The sequence below is a fragment of the Sphingobacterium sp. xlx-130 genome (assembly GCF_011007405.1).
Taxonomy (GTDB): domain Bacteria; phylum Bacteroidota; class Bacteroidia; order Sphingobacteriales; family Sphingobacteriaceae; genus Sphingobacterium; species Sphingobacterium luzhongxinii.
Window position 1 is genome coordinate 328,546 of the sequence record NZ_WFKN01000001.1, and the last position, 15,929, is coordinate 344,474.

Genomic DNA, 15,929 nt, shown 5'->3' on the forward strand with positions numbered 1-15,929 from the left:
ATTCCATGTTATTACCATTAAGCTTTATTTTTCCTTCATTTTGATTTAATGAGGTAACTTGTTTTTTAGCTGACTATAGAACCAAGTACCTAATACTGCTCCTAAAATTACAACTAAAATCGGGAAGTATCCTGCTCCGTTCAATACAAACATCGGTCCGGGAGATGCGCCTGCCAATGCCCAACCGTTGCCGGATTTAAATCCGGCACCTGATTATCAGACAGATAATTTGAGGCTACAAAACCACCGATGATGGCTACAGGCATTACCAATAAATTCCAGCGTTGTGCTTTCCTATCAAAACAGAAAAAATCACAGGTTTTGTCGGTACCGCACATTGTGCATGGTGTTCTTAAATGGGACGACATCCCAAAATTTTCACCCGTGTAGAGCAAGATAAACATCGGCAATGTAATCAATGGTCCGCTAACTTACCAAGGCCAGGGTTCTAAAATCCATTCTATATATCTATATTGTCATTATTTATTATTGTCGCAAAATTCAGCTTATAAAAAGAGATAGTTTGTCACATAAGTAACACAAGAGTAAACATATTAACCTTTCATCATTTTATGCCAACACAAATAAGGGAATATACGTCATTTTTATATAGATTAAGTTTATTTGCGACCAGCCATCTGCTTGTCCCTCTTTATTCAGCAACCATCAGAACGTGACCCGCTGTCATTTTCAATTTTTAGGTATTTATTTCCATGGGCATTTTCTGAAACGATTATCCTCAACTTTTGGGAGCCTTCGTTGTAGATATATAAAGATAACCGACCGCTTTCTATACCAGCGATAACTTCTTGTAGGGATAGTTTCCGATCAACATCCTCAGCGTTAGTTTTATCGGTCGGCGGAATATCTTTAGGAGCAATATCCACTGTAGACTTGTTCATGTATTTATTTTTCTGATCACTTGCCATTCATAAAAACATTTAATTGCTTATTAAGGGTAGTTGAAGACCGTCTCCAATATATGTTCTGAAAATTTATAGATATCGTCCAGTCTCTCCAGCTCATGCTTGAGCTCTTTCTTATCCTTATCGAACAGTCCAATGCGGAGCCGGTTTGGTGTGAAATAAAATCTACATATAGGCTTGCGGTTATTGTCATCGAGCAAAATACCACAATAAGACTGACTATCCCGCATAAATACCCGTCCTACTTCGATATCCTTGCGGAGAATAGATTTGATAATCAGAAAGCCGTCGATCTCGTCCTGAGTAGTGACAATCAGTGGCTCTGGTTCTGTAGTCAGGGCTGTGGTCTGTGACTCACTCTCCGTCTCTTTCTTCCATCTAATATCTAATAATGACGCACCATAAGTTCCATGGTTATTTTTTTTCAGTAATTCCAAAATGGCCTTCATAACGACTAAAACGTATTATTATCTAACTTATTTTTTTATTACTTTCTCTCTATCTCCAGTTGTTATAGAATCATTTTCCATCCAAAGCCCAATTTTCTGTTTTCTGGCCTGCTCCTCTAACTCCGCATAAGTGCTATTATCGGAATACCGCTTGTAATGTACTGCCATACCTAATCTGACCATTTCTTTATTGACTACAACACCTTTATGATTGATAACCTCGGCCAATAGACGTTCGTATCTGTCATAACCTTGGCTTTGGACCGTCACTTTGGAGTCCGCACATAGCGTTGTTAAAGCTTGTGTCGACATCTTAGAAATTGGATTGGAGCGCCGGTTTTCGGGGGCATCGATATGTGTCAAACGGATACGTACCAATCTTCCTTGGTAGAGGACGACCATCGTATCACCATCTATTATGCGGTCTACCTCGGCGACAAATGCCGTATGACGAAGATCGTTATTGACGATATCCTGTCCTGGGGATACCCCACAAGAACGTCCTATCAAAAGAAATAGGTAAAGTAGGATAAGCCGAGTCATAGTTGTAAGTCGCTTTCGTTGAGTGACCTTTGGTAGTCCTGAAATGCCCTCCCAAATGTGGCAGTATGCGCATAATTACTGAATTGGTATTCTTCTCGTAATCCGGTAGATGTCTTTAGCCGGATCTCTCCGTACTGCACCACCGGAATCTGATAATTGCCTTTAAAGCGCCGATCGGGAGTGCCATTCTTATTGACTTTGGCCCAGGTCTGCCCAACGATTGTTGAGTCTGCCGGTACGACATGGGGTGCGGTAAATCGTACATGTCCGTACTGAAAGTCTATGTCATCGAGACCGATAACTGCAAAATCGGAGCTATTGGCATACAGTACGACAAAGTTGGGGTAGATGTATAGATCGGCACCATTGGCATTCTGAAAATAGAGGGCTTGTAGCACTGAGCGGAATTCGGGTATAGTACGCAACGCAAAACGGACGCTACGCCTGCTGACGAACGCACTCGCAGAGGATCTGGTAATCACCCTATCTTCGAAATGTGCACGCGTAATGTCCCATATCTGGTGACAACGACTTAGGTCTTCGAACGCTGCAACCATAGCATCGTACTTGACCTTATGCTCTGGTTCGAAATCGGCATCTAAATCTACAAAGGATTTTTGAAGTTGTTCTTGAGCTTCTTGTAAAGCTACTTCTTGAGTCCGTAAATCTACCGTCAAACCCGCGGGAATAGAAGGCTTTAAATAGCCGTAAAGAAATATATGGCTTAACAGCAACTTAAGTTTGGTAGACTTGATAGCTTGACCGATCTTCTTTAGGTCATCATGAAGGCTGGTGCGCTGTGCTCGAGCGAGAAGTATCGCCTCTTTGATACCCTGCATATTCTGGCTGGTGATCTCGTGTAGATCGGCACTATAAATACTACCGGGAGACATAATATCAGGACTGTGATAAGAAAGGGAATCGGGAGGTAGAACGTCTCTAGACGGACTGTGGCTACTAGATAAATTCGTCCTACTGGATGTCCCCAAACCGGGAATGCCGGTACTGAAATAGCTGCCCGATGTACCTATGGTCACTCTAGCTCCGGGTATACCCATCGAGGTGGATATACCCCGCTTTCCAATATTGAGGTGTACACCGGGGATGATCTTAACACGTTTTCTAAAACTCCATGCCATGCTGTCGATTGTTTGGTATTTGTCCTTAGCGGACATCACAAATGTAGAGAAGCGTTAGCATCATTTTTTACGGCATGCCGTAATTTGAAATTTATTTTAAGAAAAATAAACATCTGTATTATAGACATATAAAATAAGGGAGATAAATACCTCCCTTAGATGTTAATTATGATTATTGAGCGTGCCACACACTCATAAATATCGAGCGACTTAGATAATGCCCTGCTCGTTGCAATAGAGAAGCAACTGTTCATTTTTTGTAAAACCGAGTACCGAACGTATATGGTTAAGACGCTTTTCGACGCTGCTGAGACTCGATGGTCTTATGCCTCTTACGGCAAGGTAATCGGGGATTTCTTTTTGGGATACTCCATCGGCAAGCAGGTTGATGATATGTATATCAAAAGTAGTGAAATCGTGACTGTTTTTTTCTTGCATGATCTCTTTCACTTCGGGCGATTGATAAGTCTTGTGCTGATATACTGCTTCTAAGGCTTCTTTTATATATTGCGCATCTCGTCTTGCTTTGCGCACATAAGCGTGTATGGATTCGCTCTTAAATAAATTGTCAATAAAACGTGAGCGGCCTTCGGAAGATAATACGATGATCTTAAGGTCGGGCTGAGCTGCTATGGCGGCGGCAACCAAATCTTCTCCTCCGGAAAGCTTCTGGGGTGTCATATCGTCTTCGAATACTAGGTCGGTGATCAATAGATCAAAAGGATCGTCTTCCTTGATCGCTTTATTGATCCGCGCCAGTGCATCGTCGCAATAATAGACGTAGTGAACATCTTTGATGGCCAAGTCCTTAAGTGTTTTCTGTATAGAAACATTTGCCATCTCTTGGTCCTCAGCGATAAGTACTTTTTTAAACATGCTTTTGTTTTTTTAAGTTACACTATTGGAATATCGATCTTGATTTCTAATCCTTTTTCTTTTATGGAGTCAAAGATAATGTGTCCACCTAAACTATTTATACGGGAAACCATACTTTGCATACCGTTGCCTAATATAGTTGCATCGTTGATACCAACTCCATTATCTCGATAGGTGATGACAAGATGTCGGGACGAGCGCTTGAATCTGACAACGACGTTGTCGGCCCTGCTGTGCTTCTTCATATTGACCATGCATTCCAGCAAAACATGCCGTATTTCTTCTTTGATCCTGGGTCCCACATCTTGCCATGTCTCTGCATCATTTCCAACAGTGATGACCCGACGGGTATCGGTAGCATAGGAACGGATGGACTCGGATAGTTCTTCATAATAAGGTTTGGTCAAGGCCTCATAATCTTCTTCTGCCTCGTAGGATATATTACGGGATTTGTTATACATGACTTCTAGCCTGTCCAAAATACCCTCCCGATCGACCTCAGTCTTATTTTCAATCTCGGCCATAACCAGATAAATACCATTGGCTACCACATCGTGCACCTGGCGCGATGTCTTGAGTTTGGACGCTTTGATCTTATCCTGGGCTTCGAACTCAAGCCGTTGCTTGTACTTCTTATAGTAGAAAACACCGCCGATGATCAAAGCTACCGCAGCTACGATAGCGGAGCGCTGTAGAACGAGATTTTTTGCCTGGACGGCATTGTCCTTCTGAAGCATAAGATTCTCGGCCTTGTTCTTATCGACCTCATAGCGGATCACAGCAAACTGATTCTTGGCTGCTGCGCGCGCCTGTTGGACACTATCCTGCAAAGTCTGATACCTCTCGAAGTAGACTTGTACTTGATTAGACGGGCTGAGCTTAATTAATTTGCGCAGTCCATTGATCTGGTCGTCCGCACTATACAATTGTAAAGCCATAGCGTATCTTTTCTGCGCATATAGTAGTGCTTTAGCGCTGTCGCGTGGCTCATAGTACTCTGTAAGATGTGCGTAACTCGAATTTTGCCCCCAACGGTCATCATGTGCTTGCCGGATCTGTAGTGCCTTTTTAAGATCTGTAGCTGCATCATAAGATGAATCGGTACGCCACTTGGTCTTTGCAAGATTGGTAAGTGCGCGTGCATAGTCCACAGTGCCTTCTTGGGTCTGAGAGGTGATCTTTTGAAATATATCTAGCGCTGCTTTGAACTGACGCGAGTCGAAAAGTGTTGCGGCTTTATTATTTAGACAACGTAACAATGTAACACTGTCGGTTGAAAATTGTAGAGCTCGGTCAGAAAAATGGATGGCTTTTTCGAAGTCTTTCAGTAGCGAGGTTGCATTGGCCAAGGTATTATAATTAAATGCTAAATGGGGCCAATGGTCTGAATTATTGGCATCTAAATAAGGGAATGCTTGCAATGAAGTCTCTTGTGCTCCAAAGTGGTCGCCCTGTTCACTAAGAAGAAAGGAACTTCGAATAAGACATGAGGCTACTCCTAGACTATCACCTACTTGAATATATGCTTCTTTGGCCTTTTCAAAAGCGAGATAAGCACTGTCGGCTTTGCCGCTTTCTGCGTAGGATATGCCTTTCTTATAATATATATCAGCACTTTGAACGGGCTGTTGGACGCGATCATTCCGGCAGGATAGGAATACAATGAACAGTATAATGAGGTAATGTTTTTTCAATTCAGTCGATTAATGTCCTGAAATTACAAAAAAAACACTAAATAGTAAAAAGGTAGCGTTTGCTACCTTTTTACTATTGCTGTAATGAACTTAACTCCAGTGATGGGCAGGTCTTCGCTTCACCGGTGGAGGCGTATTGCCGCGATCGCCGCCTGTTCCTTGCTCCTGATCAACGAGTGCCAAACCTAAAGTCTTCTTAAGAGGCTTCACTGGTGGAGGCGTATTGCCGCGATCGCCACCTGTGCCTTGCTCCTGATCAACGAGGGCCAAACCTAAAGTCTTTTTAAGGGGCTTCACCGGTGGAGGCGTATTGCCGCGATCGCCGCCTGTGCCTTGCTCCTGATCAACGAGGGCTAAACCTAAAGTCTTTTTAAGGGGCTTCACCGGTGGAGGCGTATTGCCACGATCGCCGCCTGTCCCTTGCTCCTGATCAACGAGTGACAAACCTAAAGTCTTTTTAAGGGGCTTCACCGGTGGAGGCGTATTGCCACGATCGCCGCCTGTGCCTTGCTCCTGATCAACGAGGGCTAAACCTAAAGTCTTTTTAAGGGGCTTCACCGGTGGAGGCGTATTGCCACGATCGCCGCCTGTCCCTTGCTCCTGATCAACGAGTAAGGAACAATATACAATAGGGGGAATAGGCAAATGTGATGGTCGATTGGTATGTGTATTAATCGTGGAGGCATGCCCTTGATCAACTACTTGTATTGGATATTTTTGTGCTATAAAATCTACATTTGCAGTGTCAGATACGGTTTGGCCACACAATAGGGCTAATGCTAAATAAAACATTTCTCAAAAAATTAAAAGTCATAGTCTGAGTAGGCCCTGCACACCGTGCACAGGGTTGCTACAAAAATTTTCAGAAGGCCTTCTGATTTTTTTGGGAAGTGTGAGTGTCCATCGCGGGAGGCAAAAGCTGCTTCCCAAACCGGCTATTGACTACCGCGAGTTCTTCTCGTTTTTTGAAATCGGCTGATGTCTTTTGTCGTTTTAATTATTGACATCTGGTTCGATTTCTTTAGCAAAAGTATATCAGACAAAAAGCTTAATATCAGACGTTTCCGATATTTCTAACTGTTCTGATATAATTCCGGTTTTTCTTATGAATTCCCGGTTTTTCCGGTGGAGATTACTTATGGTTTTCCATAATTTCTGATGGATAATTTGTGTAATTTTGTGTTATGTCAAACTTCAACCTATTTAGAAATGAGGTTCTTTCGCTCTATCGCGAGAAGAGAAAGCGAAATGAATTGTCTAGTAAATTATGCGAACCCTCTCCTGCTAATCTGAGGGATTATAGTCTTGTGGTATTGGGACGTAATTTATCCGCCGACGATAAACAAATAATGGAGGAATTCTATAATGACACTAAGGAATATGAAACGCTTGAAAAGGCAATCAGGAAGGTTGATACAGGAAAACTAAAATCACTGCAAAACTTCATCACTGAAAAAACTAAAAACCCGGACGAACTGCTTGTAAAACTCCTTGCAGTATTGGTTGATTATCAACCAAGGCCTTTCGTCTGGGAAGAATGGAGGCCTAAAGAAGAAAGGGAAAAGCAGGATCTTGTTGTTGAAAGTGATGATGTTGTTGAAGATGATGATTTAATTAGTGGAAAAAAGCCAGAGAAGGGTAAACCATCGGCATACGGGGATGGAAGAGAGGAGGATCTGGAGGCTAACAATATTAAGGGAGGATTTACGGATGAGGCTACCAAAAGTAGTGGTCTTATACCAGTGGGTATAATGTCTCCAGCTCCACCGGGTAAAGGAAACTGGCATTCAAAAAAACGTCTTTATTTGACTGTTACAGCAGCAGGCATTGTGTTGCTTTTTATAGGATGGATATATATGAAACCGAATCAGTGTATGTGCTGGGAAGATGATCACTACGTGGTAGTGGACTGTGCTGCACAAACAAATCCATTAGGTCCAAAGAAGATTCCCTTCAACTATGAAAAGCTGAACAGTTTTAAAAAAATAACACGCCCAGATACACTGTCGGTGAAACACGTAAACAGAGTATGGTACTCAAAAATAGATCATGATGTGGAATTTTTCACCTCAAGCGGGTTCCATCCCGAGCATCCAACTCGCTCGCTGAAGGCGGCTACCGAACACATATTAACCAAGTATGCTGGCGATTCTGTTCGTGTGAAATCTCAAAATAACACAAACTAGTTGATTCGAAATTAATGTATAGCTCTCTCGTAAAAAGAGACTACCACAATGCTTTGAACACTCCGATGACCTGAAGGTCTATCGTTTCGTCGTCTCGCAATACAATAGGTCTGTAAATCGTATCGCTAGACTTGGGCTGAAGGTTGATCTCTTGATGTTGCCGCCTCTCGTCGGTCACGGTCTTTTTACGCGTATATTCCTTGATCGTATAATTAGCTCCGAAATCGCGGTCGGCAAAACTACTGGATTCGGAAAGGCAGATGAGCCCGTTGCGGGAGACTCCCTGATAGCGTTCGAACAGACACAACTAGAACTTAGTACTGTTAAAGCAGATATTACTTGAAATTCTAACCGATTAAATTTTCGATTATGGAGCCAATAATTACAGTTGTAATCAATATTATAGAAGAAGGGCGGGGACCCGTCTTTGACTGTAAAGTAAAAGTGGAGATTAAGCTAACACTTCAAGGCGATACAGTCTGCTTAAATCGTCATGAGATGGCTTGATTGTTTGACCGGGATGTCAAGACTATCGGTAAACAGATCAATACTATTTTCAATGAAGGGGAATTGGAAGAAAATTAAACTGTCGCAAAACTTGCGACAACAACGGCTTAGCGTAGCCTGTGCAACACCAACATTGGAGGCAATATAGCGTGTAAAAGAACTCTTCTTAATATCGGCGGATATGATTTTACAGGTTGATATGACAAGATTATAATAAGGGGTGCACATATGAATAAAATATCAGTCCCTCCTGCCCTTTCCAAATATTAATGTAGGCACAAGTGGCCTAAAAGCTAGCTCCTCGGCCAAAATAGGATTAAATAGCTTTTCAAGAAAGGAACGATGATGATCTGTGAATAAAATCAGTATATCCGGTCGCACAATATTAACCTCCTCCAAGAGTTGCTCAATGAAAGGCTTAAATATATCTTTTTTAACAGAGCGGAAATGTACAGGGTAATTGAAAATTTCATTAAAAGTTAATCGCTCGGGATCCTCTGTTGTATTGTCAATGTAGAGCATTTCAACACGGGCATGGAAAAGTCTAGCAAATGTGCTGACGCGGTCCATTTCTTCGAAAGCATCTTCAAAATCAGAAGCATAGAGCAATAAGTGAATAGGACTGGGTAAATAATCATATGGAATGACTAAAACCGGTATAGCGGATTTTGTGACAAGATTGCCCGTATTGGTACCTAAAATCTTGTCGAGTCCAGTTGCTCCTCTGGTGCTTATTGAAATATAAGCGATATCGTGGCGCGTTTGGCAGAACTCTAAAATCATCATATCCGCTCTTATTCCTTCTAAAATAACAACGTCGTACGGTTTGGATTTAATATTGATCTCTGCATAACAGCTGTCAATAAATTCCCGCATTCGCAAAGTCTGCTCATCAGTATCGAATCCCATATATTGATGTGCGATACTAGTATCTAGACTATACACGATAGGTGCAACATGGATAAACAACAGCTTCATCGCCGCTAGAGATGCCATGTTGATGGCAAAACGTATTCCTCCTTTGGAATTTTCTGAAAAATCAGTGGGGACTAAAATCGTATTCATAATAATTATCCTTTGGGGTGCTGTTACTCCTTTTCTTAAATTGCGACGAAGACTTCTTTCCTTTACCAACAAGCTGGCCGCAAAAATTTTAACTCAAATATCTGAAGTAAGTTATTATTTTAGTGGCTTACTCATTACTGTGTACACATACCTCCATCGATGACTTGAGTTGTTCCTGTAATAAATTGACTGTCATCACTGGCGAGAAATAAAACCAATTTTGCTATTTCAACGGGCTCGGCATAGCGTCCCAGGGGAATGGCTGCTTCAAATTGATGCCTTACCTCTTCGGCATGTCCGGCCGATGTCCCCTCTTCGATAGAACGCATCATCCGGTTGTTGACCGGGGAGGGATGTACGGAGTTTACCCTGATTTTTCGCGATGCAGCTTCAAGAGCGGTGGTACGCATAATTCCAACAACAGCATGCTTACTCGCTACGTATGCACTAAGACCAGGAAATCCTAATAGTCCTGCTACAGAGGAGCTCATGATAATACTCCCTCCATCATTCATCTGGGGCAATACATATTTATTGCCCAGCCATGCCCCTTTTATATTTACAGCCACTATTTTATCGAAAACGTCCTCGGGGTATTCAATGAGCGGCTTTACCAGGCCTTCAATGCCGGCATTGTTAAAAAAAACATCGATCTTACCGAATTGCTTTACCGTCTCCTGGGTATATACTTTAACGTCCACAGCATTCGACACATCTGCCACACAGTACTTGACATTCTCACTATCAAAGTCATTGACAACTGCCTTTAACGCGGATTCGGAGAGATCTATCAGCATTACTTTTGCGCCTTCATTTAAAAAGAGCTGGGCGGTAATTTTACCTATGCTGCCAGAACCTCCTGTTATTACAGCTACTTTGTTCGCTAACTTTTTCATTTAGATTTAATTTGTGCGATTTTTATCGCCGGACCAATATTCAAAATCTATACTTAAAAGCACTTATACTATAGCGCTTTTAAGTATTGAACATCAAAAATCTAAGCTCTATGCATGTGAAGTGCTGCATTTTTCTGCACTTCTTTTCCAATACTGGAATGACCTTTCGCTTCCAAAGCACTTTTTAGGGCTTTATCAAGACTGCCATTTTTTTGATGCTTTGCGGCCTTGAGATGGCTTTTTGCTGCCGCTTTGAAATGAAAGGCTGCTTCTTTATGATTTTTAATTATCTCTTTGCGTTCAGATTTTGAACTACCTCGAGATCCTTTTTTTGCTTTTTTGGTTTCACTTTTCATTTTAAAAAACTTTATAATTTGTATGAATCGTTAAAACTGACTAATCCTCTAAAACTAAAACATAATCTACAACTAGATCATTTTTAACATGCCAAATACCCGGAGTTTTCCACGCGATACGACCGGCCTCTTCTTTCTCATACCAAGATTGTGCTGTTCCACTTAGTGTAACTGTCGTACCTGATACTGAAACATCAATATTGCTATCATCAATGGTACTTCTTCTGAGAGCATCTTCAATATCTCTCTTTTCAATAGCTTCATTTGATTCAGATTTAATCTTGATCATGTTGGTGACTCCCTTGACGCCGCTGAGAGAATGTACAACACTTTTCGCTGCTTCTCGTTGGTAATCCCAAGCTAACTCACCCTCTAGGGTAACCCAACCGTTTTCTACCTTCACCTTTACTTTATCCCTAGGAATGGACCAACTGTTTTTCAATGCTGTGAGGACTTCGTCTGCAACTTCGCCATCGGTTTTGGACCATGAACTTGGAAACTTTACTTCAATATTCTCCACCAGAGCTTTTACTCCAATTACTTTCTTTGCTGCATTTTCAACTTCCATTTTTTTTGCGTAGCTATCTACGATTCCGGTTAAACTGACCACACCTTCCTTAGCCGTAACACCGATCTCTGCTGCGTTCAACAATGGCTCCCATTTGATAGCATTTTGAACGTCTTTCTGTAATTCTGCGTTTGTCTTCATCTTTTTGAAATAAAAAAATAAATAAATTATTGCTTCAAAACAAAGGTCAAGTTTATAAACAGGAATAATTTATACAATTAGAAAAAAATGTGATATAATTGGTTGGTATACAGACCTCTCTCTAAATATCTTCTAAATTCTTCCGAATTCTTGTGGGAAGATTCTTAAAAAAAGTAGGTGTAATACCTGTAACCTTTTTGAATTGTTTGGAGAGATGAGAAACACTTGAATAGTTTAACCGATAAGATATTTGGGTTAGGTTTAATTCTCCGTACATAATCAATTCCTTGATTTTTTCTACCTTATGTTGGATAATAAAATGTTCTAGAGTAATCCCTTTAGCCTTAGAAAATATCTCGGCAAGGTAATGATAGTTTTTTTTTAATTTTTCGCTGAGTAGTGTCGAAAAATTAACATGAGGTATTTCTTTTGAATAATGTACGGTCTCTATTACCAGATTACAGATCTTTTCTACCAATCTGGCAGTGCTGTCTTCTAATAGTTCCAGACCTGATTCATGTAACAATTCACTTAACTTTTTTCTTTGGCTTTCTGTAATGGTCCGGAACAATTTTACTTCCCCCAATTCTATCGACTTATAAGAGATGTCCAATTTATCAAGCTCGGATTTTACGAGCATCTTGCAACGACTGCTGACCATATTGTGAATAATAATTTTCATAACACAATAAACTGTAAAACAACTCACTAAATAATATGGAGGAACGATAAAATGTAGTTTTTTATAGCAAAAGTCGATATAGAATACCTTTTACTACCTATAATAATAAATACCGATATAGAACATAACGCTTAAAACTAGATATTATTTTAAAACGTTGTAATACAATAATAACCAGATAATGCTAAACCCTAATATTCTGGGGTCGATTAGGAAGGTAGATCACTTATATCGGATTTAGTTGCTTTTTTGAGAATACCGTGCAACAGGTACAGATACCCAAGTTCAGACTTGTTCTTTCTAGCAGATGCAGCGGTAATGGAATTTGCAGAAGAAAATATGATATTCGCCATTCTATGATCTATAAACCCCGGGTGCCCCTCTACAAAATCAACAAATCGCTTGAATGCTATACGAGCAGACGGTTTTTCTTCGAAAAGCCAGTCCGTAACGGCCTCGATCTGATAGGCCGCATCATATCCATATTCATCTAGAGAGGGCTCTAGATTGATCCAGGTCCTGTTTACCAAATCTTTAATAATTGCTTTTTCACTTGGCGTAACCCTTCGGTCACAACATGTCAAACTATAGAAGAGAAAACCTAAGTTTTCGTAAAATTTGGTCCACTGCTGTGCTGTACGTATCATGATGTGTTTTTTTAATGTTTACAAGGTAGAAATTATCAATACGCAATATCATGATCTTAATCATTCAAAAAAATGATATATATTGGTGTTATTTTACGACATTTTTAGCGCTCTTCCTTTTTTATGTTGCGGCGAGGCAAGTTTTATAGATACTCCCCGCGCCATTTAGGTGTCTATACGGATAAGATAGACTGAAAAAAAACTAATATACAGATATTTAGAACTATATTTCATTACATTTGTTAGGAGATATAAGATGAAAAAGATAATTATTTGATATATCAGAGAATCATGCGTTTTCCATAAAAGCGAGTATGTATTGGGCCTAACTATCATTATCATATAACGATATGGCGTATTGTGGGGGGTGGAAATAAATATATTAACGCAATCAACCGGGGCTTAAATATGGTCAAGAAATACGTGGATACTTTTACGATGCAGAGACTTCGCCCGGATTTATAAGCAGACCTTCAGGTCAATAAAAATGAATCAAACCATAATGCTATGAGAGCACTCATTTTAGTGATTGAAGACAATGAGGAAATCTGTGAAAGTATTGTCAATATTCTTCGACTAGGAAATTATGAAGTAATTGCTGCCCACAATGGAAAAGATGGCGTGGAGTTGGCTAGTAAGCATAAGCCCAACTTGATATTGTGCGACATCATCATGCCGGAATTGGATGGATATGGGGTGCTCCATATTCTGAGCAAACATCCCGATACGACTGGTACACCGTTTGTCTTCCTCACGGCCAAGGCTGAGCTATCGGACGTTAGGAAGGGAATGAACATGGGTGCTGACGATTATCTAACTAAACCATTTGACGGGATAGAACTGCTGACAACTGTAGAGTTGAGGCTGAAAAAAAGTGAACAATTGAAAATGACCTTCGCCAATAAATTGAACGATATTGATGATTTCCTGGATAAAACCAGTGATCTTAATGAATTTCAGACACTGGCCAGTAACAGACCGAGAAAATCTTATAAGAAAAAAGACCACATCTTCGTGGAGGGACAGTTTCCAACAGAACTTTATTATATCATCCGAGGTGAAGTGAAAACGAGCCGCTTAAACTACGACGGCAAAGAGTTGGTTACGGGAATACACCGTGAAGGGCAGTTTTTTGGTTATGTGCCCTTATTGAAAGGTACAGCATACACGGAAAGCGCTGTGGCCTTACAGGACACAGTGACAGGTACTATATGGAAGGAGGACTTCCTGAGTTTGACCCATATGAACCGTGAAGTGGCGGCTCGTTTTATCAAGATCCTCTCAAATAATGTATTTGATACGGAAAAAAGGCTGCTCGAACTTGCTTACCAATCTGTGCGTCAACGGGTAGCTTCCGCCCTAGTCTATCTTTACGAACACCAAAGGGTTGCCGAAATGCATCTGCCGCTGATCACGGTGGCCAGAAAGGATATCGCAGGAATGGTAGGAACAGCGGTCGAGTCGCTGAACCGAACCTTGGGCGATTTTAGAGACGAATCGCTGATCCTATTGACCGAAAATGGAATAAAAATACTGAATTTGGAAAAGGTCAAAAAGCATAGCCAATAGTGAGTGGCAATAGTCGTACCTACGACGCAGCTTTTATCGCCGGCGCTCTATTCCCTTACATGGAAGAAAAGCATATTTTGACCTTGTGTTGATGGGCACAAAAATTTCGGTACGGGATCCATTGCTGAGTCAACGGATCCCGTACCGAAATTTTTGGGATGTCATAAAACGGGGATCGTATGTGAAGGCTTTACAGTTGTTTCTTCGGATTTTGGAACCGTAATTTTTAATATGCCATCTTCGTATCTCGCGTTAATTTCATTTTCTTTTACATGCTCCGGCAACGAAAACGTACGTTGGAAGGTGTTAAAAGAGTACTCCTGCCGGGTGTAACCATTTTTTTCTTCAGACGCTTCCTCCGTCTTTTCTGCACTGATGCAAAGGATGTGATTCTCCACTTGTAGTTTAAAATCTTCCCGACTTAGCCCCGGTGCGGCTACTTCGAATACGTAATCTTTCTGGTTTTCGGAAATATTCACGGATGGAACATTTAAGCCAATCCGCTTATTGAAAAAGCCGAAATCTACGTCAAAGAAATCACGATCAAAAATTGATGGAACCGGATTCAGCCAATCTGACATCAATGATGGCAAATTGTTCTTTTTTCTTAATGATAAACTCATAATATTATTTTTTATTGGTTAAGATACAATCTTCAACATTGCATCTTCATAACAAAAATCATAAACTTAGAAGATTTTCGTCCATTCCCAGGTTTTCTCTTGTATACGTTTTCAGGAAGAAACAGCTTCCCTCAACCACTCGTACAACCGGTCGGCGTCTTGCTTATTAAACAACGTGGTACCGGATTTCATAGTGGCGGCTGTACCGCAGGCAACTCCCATCCGAACCATATTCTCCAACGACCCTCCTTTAGCGAGTATAGAGACCATGCCTGCCACCATACTATCTCCTGCTCCTACAGTACTGAGCTTTTTTACGGTCGGTGCGTGGATATGTAGACTGTTGTCGCATGTAACCAAAATGGCGCCTTGAGGGCCCATCGAAACCACGATTACTTCTGCTTTGCCAGCAATGATGAGTTGTTTAGCGGCTTCTTCAGTGGATTTATTATCGAGAGCTTCAACACCTGTAAGTGTACTTAATTCACCAAGGTTGGGCTTCAAGAGAAAGACCCCCTCTGACACCACCTCCCTAAGAGCGGCTCCGGAAGTGTCAACAATCACCCGTGCAGATTTCGACTTTATGGTTTTCACAAGATGTCGCAAAAAGCCGGGATTTACTTCAGGCGGTAGGCTACCACTAATTACCACCAGTTTGGGGAAAGGAGATAGTGAATTAATGCTGTCTGAAATCTGTGTTAGTTCGTCAGAAGCCAATATCGCACCTGGCATACCAAAGCGAAACTGTTGGTTGTTGGAGGTGTCAAGCACCACAAAGTTTTCCCGGGTATCGTTCACGATGCTGAAAGGCATGATGTCAACCCCTTCTTTTAGCAGCAATGATTCGAGGTGTGCACCCGTCCTTCCTCCAGAGGGGAAAAAAGCTGTCGACTGCAGTCCCAAACGTACAAGCCCTCGAGCAACATTGATACCACCACCCCCGGGATCGTAGTTCGGAGACGAACATCTTAGTTTCTTTTCAGGCTGTATTTGACTCACTGTGCTGCTCTTATCCACAGCAGGATTTAACGTAATGGTGAAGATATTGTGATGCATAAGTTC

At 41.2% G+C, this 15,929-nt stretch carries 18 protein-coding genes; 2 read left to right on the top strand and 16 right to left on the bottom strand.

The window, feature by feature from the left end:
* Positions 1-656: 656 nt before the first annotated feature.
* The 7 genes from G7B18_RS01380 to G7B18_RS01410 all read right to left on the bottom strand — a co-directional run bounded on the left by G7B18_RS01380 (position 657) and on the right by G7B18_RS01410 (position 6,419).
* Positions 657-902 (bottom strand): hypothetical protein, encoded by a 246-nt coding sequence (locus tag G7B18_RS01380; RefSeq protein WP_164110173.1) that lies wholly within the window; start codon positions 900-902, stop codon positions 657-659.
* Positions 903-952: 50 nt separating this feature from the next.
* A complete protein-coding gene (locus tag G7B18_RS01385; RefSeq protein WP_164121938.1) occupies positions 953-1,375 on the bottom strand; it encodes a hypothetical protein in 423 nt (140 codons plus the stop codon).
* Positions 1,376-1,402: 27 nt separating this feature from the next.
* On the bottom strand, positions 1,403-1,918 hold the full coding sequence (locus G7B18_RS01390; protein ID WP_164121939.1) for a thermonuclease family protein: 516 nt from the start codon (positions 1,916-1,918) through the stop codon (positions 1,403-1,405).
* On the bottom strand, positions 1,915-3,057 hold the full coding sequence (locus G7B18_RS01395) for a DUF4236 domain-containing protein (protein ID WP_164121940.1): 1,143 nt from the start codon (positions 3,055-3,057) through the stop codon (positions 1,915-1,917). Before G7B18_RS01395 ends, G7B18_RS01390 begins: the two co-directional genes overlap by 4 nt.
* A 210-nt stretch (positions 3,058-3,267) precedes the next feature.
* Positions 3,268-3,933: a helix-turn-helix transcriptional regulator gene (locus tag G7B18_RS01400; RefSeq protein ID WP_164110182.1), complete on the bottom strand. Its 666-nt coding sequence runs from the start codon at positions 3,931-3,933 to the stop codon at positions 3,268-3,270.
* Positions 3,934-3,950: 17 nt separating this feature from the next.
* Entirely contained in the window at positions 3,951-5,627 is a 1,677-nt protein-coding gene (locus G7B18_RS01405; protein WP_164110184.1) for a tetratricopeptide repeat-containing sensor histidine kinase, read from the bottom strand.
* 90 nt (positions 5,628-5,717) lie between these two features.
* Positions 5,718-6,419 (bottom strand): hypothetical protein, encoded by a 702-nt coding sequence (locus tag G7B18_RS01410; protein WP_164121941.1) that lies wholly within the window; start codon positions 6,417-6,419, stop codon positions 5,718-5,720.
* Positions 6,420-6,976: 557 nt separating this feature from the next.
* Here G7B18_RS01410 and G7B18_RS01415 point away from each other — a divergent pair.
* On the top strand, positions 6,977-7,813 hold the full coding sequence (locus G7B18_RS01415) for a hypothetical protein (protein WP_164121942.1): 837 nt from the start codon (positions 6,977-6,979) through the stop codon (positions 7,811-7,813).
* Between the two features lie 40 nt (positions 7,814-7,853).
* Here the strand turns inward: G7B18_RS01415 and G7B18_RS01420 are convergent, their stop codons facing one another.
* The 7 genes from G7B18_RS01420 to G7B18_RS01450 all read right to left on the bottom strand — a co-directional run bounded on the left by G7B18_RS01420 (position 7,854) and on the right by G7B18_RS01450 (position 12,675).
* Positions 7,854-8,120, bottom strand: coding sequence for a hypothetical protein (locus G7B18_RS01420; RefSeq protein ID WP_164110190.1), 267 nt, complete (start codon positions 8,118-8,120; stop codon positions 7,854-7,856).
* 440 nt (positions 8,121-8,560) lie between these two features.
* On the bottom strand, positions 8,561-9,385 hold the full coding sequence (locus tag G7B18_RS01425) for a universal stress protein (RefSeq protein ID WP_164121943.1): 825 nt from the start codon (positions 9,383-9,385) through the stop codon (positions 8,561-8,563).
* A gap of 134 nt (positions 9,386-9,519) precedes the next feature.
* Complete coding sequence (locus G7B18_RS01430) at positions 9,520-10,281, bottom strand: SDR family NAD(P)-dependent oxidoreductase (RefSeq protein WP_164121944.1); 762 nt, start codon at positions 10,279-10,281, stop codon at positions 9,520-9,522.
* A gap of 101 nt (positions 10,282-10,382) precedes the next feature.
* Positions 10,383-10,637, bottom strand: a complete 255-nt coding sequence (locus G7B18_RS01435; RefSeq protein WP_164110195.1) for a hypothetical protein — start codon at positions 10,635-10,637, stop codon at positions 10,383-10,385.
* 40 nt (positions 10,638-10,677) lie between these two features.
* Complete coding sequence (locus tag G7B18_RS01440) at positions 10,678-11,346, bottom strand: BON domain-containing protein (protein ID WP_164121945.1); 669 nt, start codon at positions 11,344-11,346, stop codon at positions 10,678-10,680.
* A gap of 121 nt (positions 11,347-11,467) precedes the next feature.
* Complete coding sequence (locus tag G7B18_RS01445) at positions 11,468-12,028, bottom strand: helix-turn-helix domain-containing protein (protein ID WP_164110199.1); 561 nt, start codon at positions 12,026-12,028, stop codon at positions 11,468-11,470.
* Positions 12,029-12,237: 209 nt separating this feature from the next.
* A complete protein-coding gene (locus G7B18_RS01450) occupies positions 12,238-12,675 on the bottom strand; it encodes a hypothetical protein (protein WP_164110201.1) in 438 nt (145 codons plus the stop codon).
* Between the two features lie 507 nt (positions 12,676-13,182).
* Between G7B18_RS01450 and G7B18_RS01455 the strand changes: the two genes are divergently transcribed.
* On the top strand, positions 13,183-14,244 hold the full coding sequence (locus tag G7B18_RS01455; protein ID WP_164110203.1) for a response regulator: 1,062 nt from the start codon (positions 13,183-13,185) through the stop codon (positions 14,242-14,244).
* A 161-nt stretch (positions 14,245-14,405) separates the two neighbouring features.
* Here G7B18_RS01455 and G7B18_RS01460 read toward each other — a convergent pair whose 3' ends face one another.
* On the bottom strand, positions 14,406-14,867 hold the full coding sequence (locus tag G7B18_RS01460) for an Hsp20/alpha crystallin family protein (RefSeq protein ID WP_164110205.1): 462 nt from the start codon (positions 14,865-14,867) through the stop codon (positions 14,406-14,408).
* Between the two features lie 111 nt (positions 14,868-14,978).
* Positions 14,979-15,923 (bottom strand): 1-phosphofructokinase family hexose kinase, encoded by a 945-nt coding sequence (locus G7B18_RS01465; RefSeq protein WP_164110207.1) that lies wholly within the window; start codon positions 15,921-15,923, stop codon positions 14,979-14,981.
* Positions 15,924-15,929 lie beyond the last annotated feature (6 nt).

What these genes read in the sequence shown, in the direction of transcription:
- G7B18_RS01380 (WP_164110173.1), bottom strand. Translation starts at nt 902, where the DNA reads ATGAACAAGTCTACAGTGGATATTGCTCCTAAAGATATTCCGCCGACC.
- G7B18_RS01385 (WP_164121938.1), bottom strand. Translation starts at nt 1,375, where the DNA reads ATGAAGGCCATTTTGGAATTACTGAAAAAAAATAACCATGGAACTTAT.
- G7B18_RS01390 (WP_164121939.1), bottom strand. Translation starts at nt 1,918, where the DNA reads ATGACTCGGCTTATCCTACTTTACCTATTTCTTTTGATAGGACGTTCT.
- G7B18_RS01395 (WP_164121940.1), bottom strand. Translation starts at nt 3,057, where the DNA reads ATGGCATGGAGTTTTAGAAAACGTGTTAAGATCATCCCCGGTGTACAC.
- G7B18_RS01400 (WP_164110182.1), bottom strand. Translation starts at nt 3,933, where the DNA reads ATGTTTAAAAAAGTACTTATCGCTGAGGACCAAGAGATGGCAAATGTT.
- G7B18_RS01410 (WP_164121941.1), bottom strand. Translation starts at nt 6,419, where the DNA reads ATGTTTTATTTAGCATTAGCCCTATTGTGTGGCCAAACCGTATCTGAC.
- G7B18_RS01415 (WP_164121942.1), top strand. Translation starts at nt 6,977, where the DNA reads ATGGAGGAATTCTATAATGACACTAAGGAATATGAAACGCTTGAAAAG.
- G7B18_RS01425 (WP_164121943.1), bottom strand. Translation starts at nt 9,385, where the DNA reads ATGAATACGATTTTAGTCCCCACTGATTTTTCAGAAAATTCCAAAGGA.
- G7B18_RS01430 (WP_164121944.1), bottom strand. Translation starts at nt 10,281, where the DNA reads ATGAAAAAGTTAGCGAACAAAGTAGCTGTAATAACAGGAGGTTCTGGC.
- G7B18_RS01435 (WP_164110195.1), bottom strand. Translation starts at nt 10,637, where the DNA reads ATGAAAAGTGAAACCAAAAAAGCAAAAAAAGGATCTCGAGGTAGTTCA.
- G7B18_RS01440 (WP_164121945.1), bottom strand. Translation starts at nt 11,346, where the DNA reads ATGAAGACAAACGCAGAATTACAGAAAGACGTTCAAAATGCTATCAAA.
- G7B18_RS01445 (WP_164110199.1), bottom strand. Translation starts at nt 12,028, where the DNA reads ATGAAAATTATTATTCACAATATGGTCAGCAGTCGTTGCAAGATGCTC.
- G7B18_RS01450 (WP_164110201.1), bottom strand. Translation starts at nt 12,675, where the DNA reads ATGATACGTACAGCACAGCAGTGGACCAAATTTTACGAAAACTTAGGT.
- G7B18_RS01455 (WP_164110203.1), top strand. Translation starts at nt 13,183, where the DNA reads ATGAGAGCACTCATTTTAGTGATTGAAGACAATGAGGAAATCTGTGAA.
- G7B18_RS01460 (WP_164110205.1), bottom strand. Translation starts at nt 14,867, where the DNA reads ATGAGTTTATCATTAAGAAAAAAGAACAATTTGCCATCATTGATGTCA.
- G7B18_RS01465 (WP_164110207.1), bottom strand. Translation starts at nt 15,923, where the DNA reads ATGCATCACAATATCTTCACCATTACGTTAAATCCTGCTGTGGATAAG.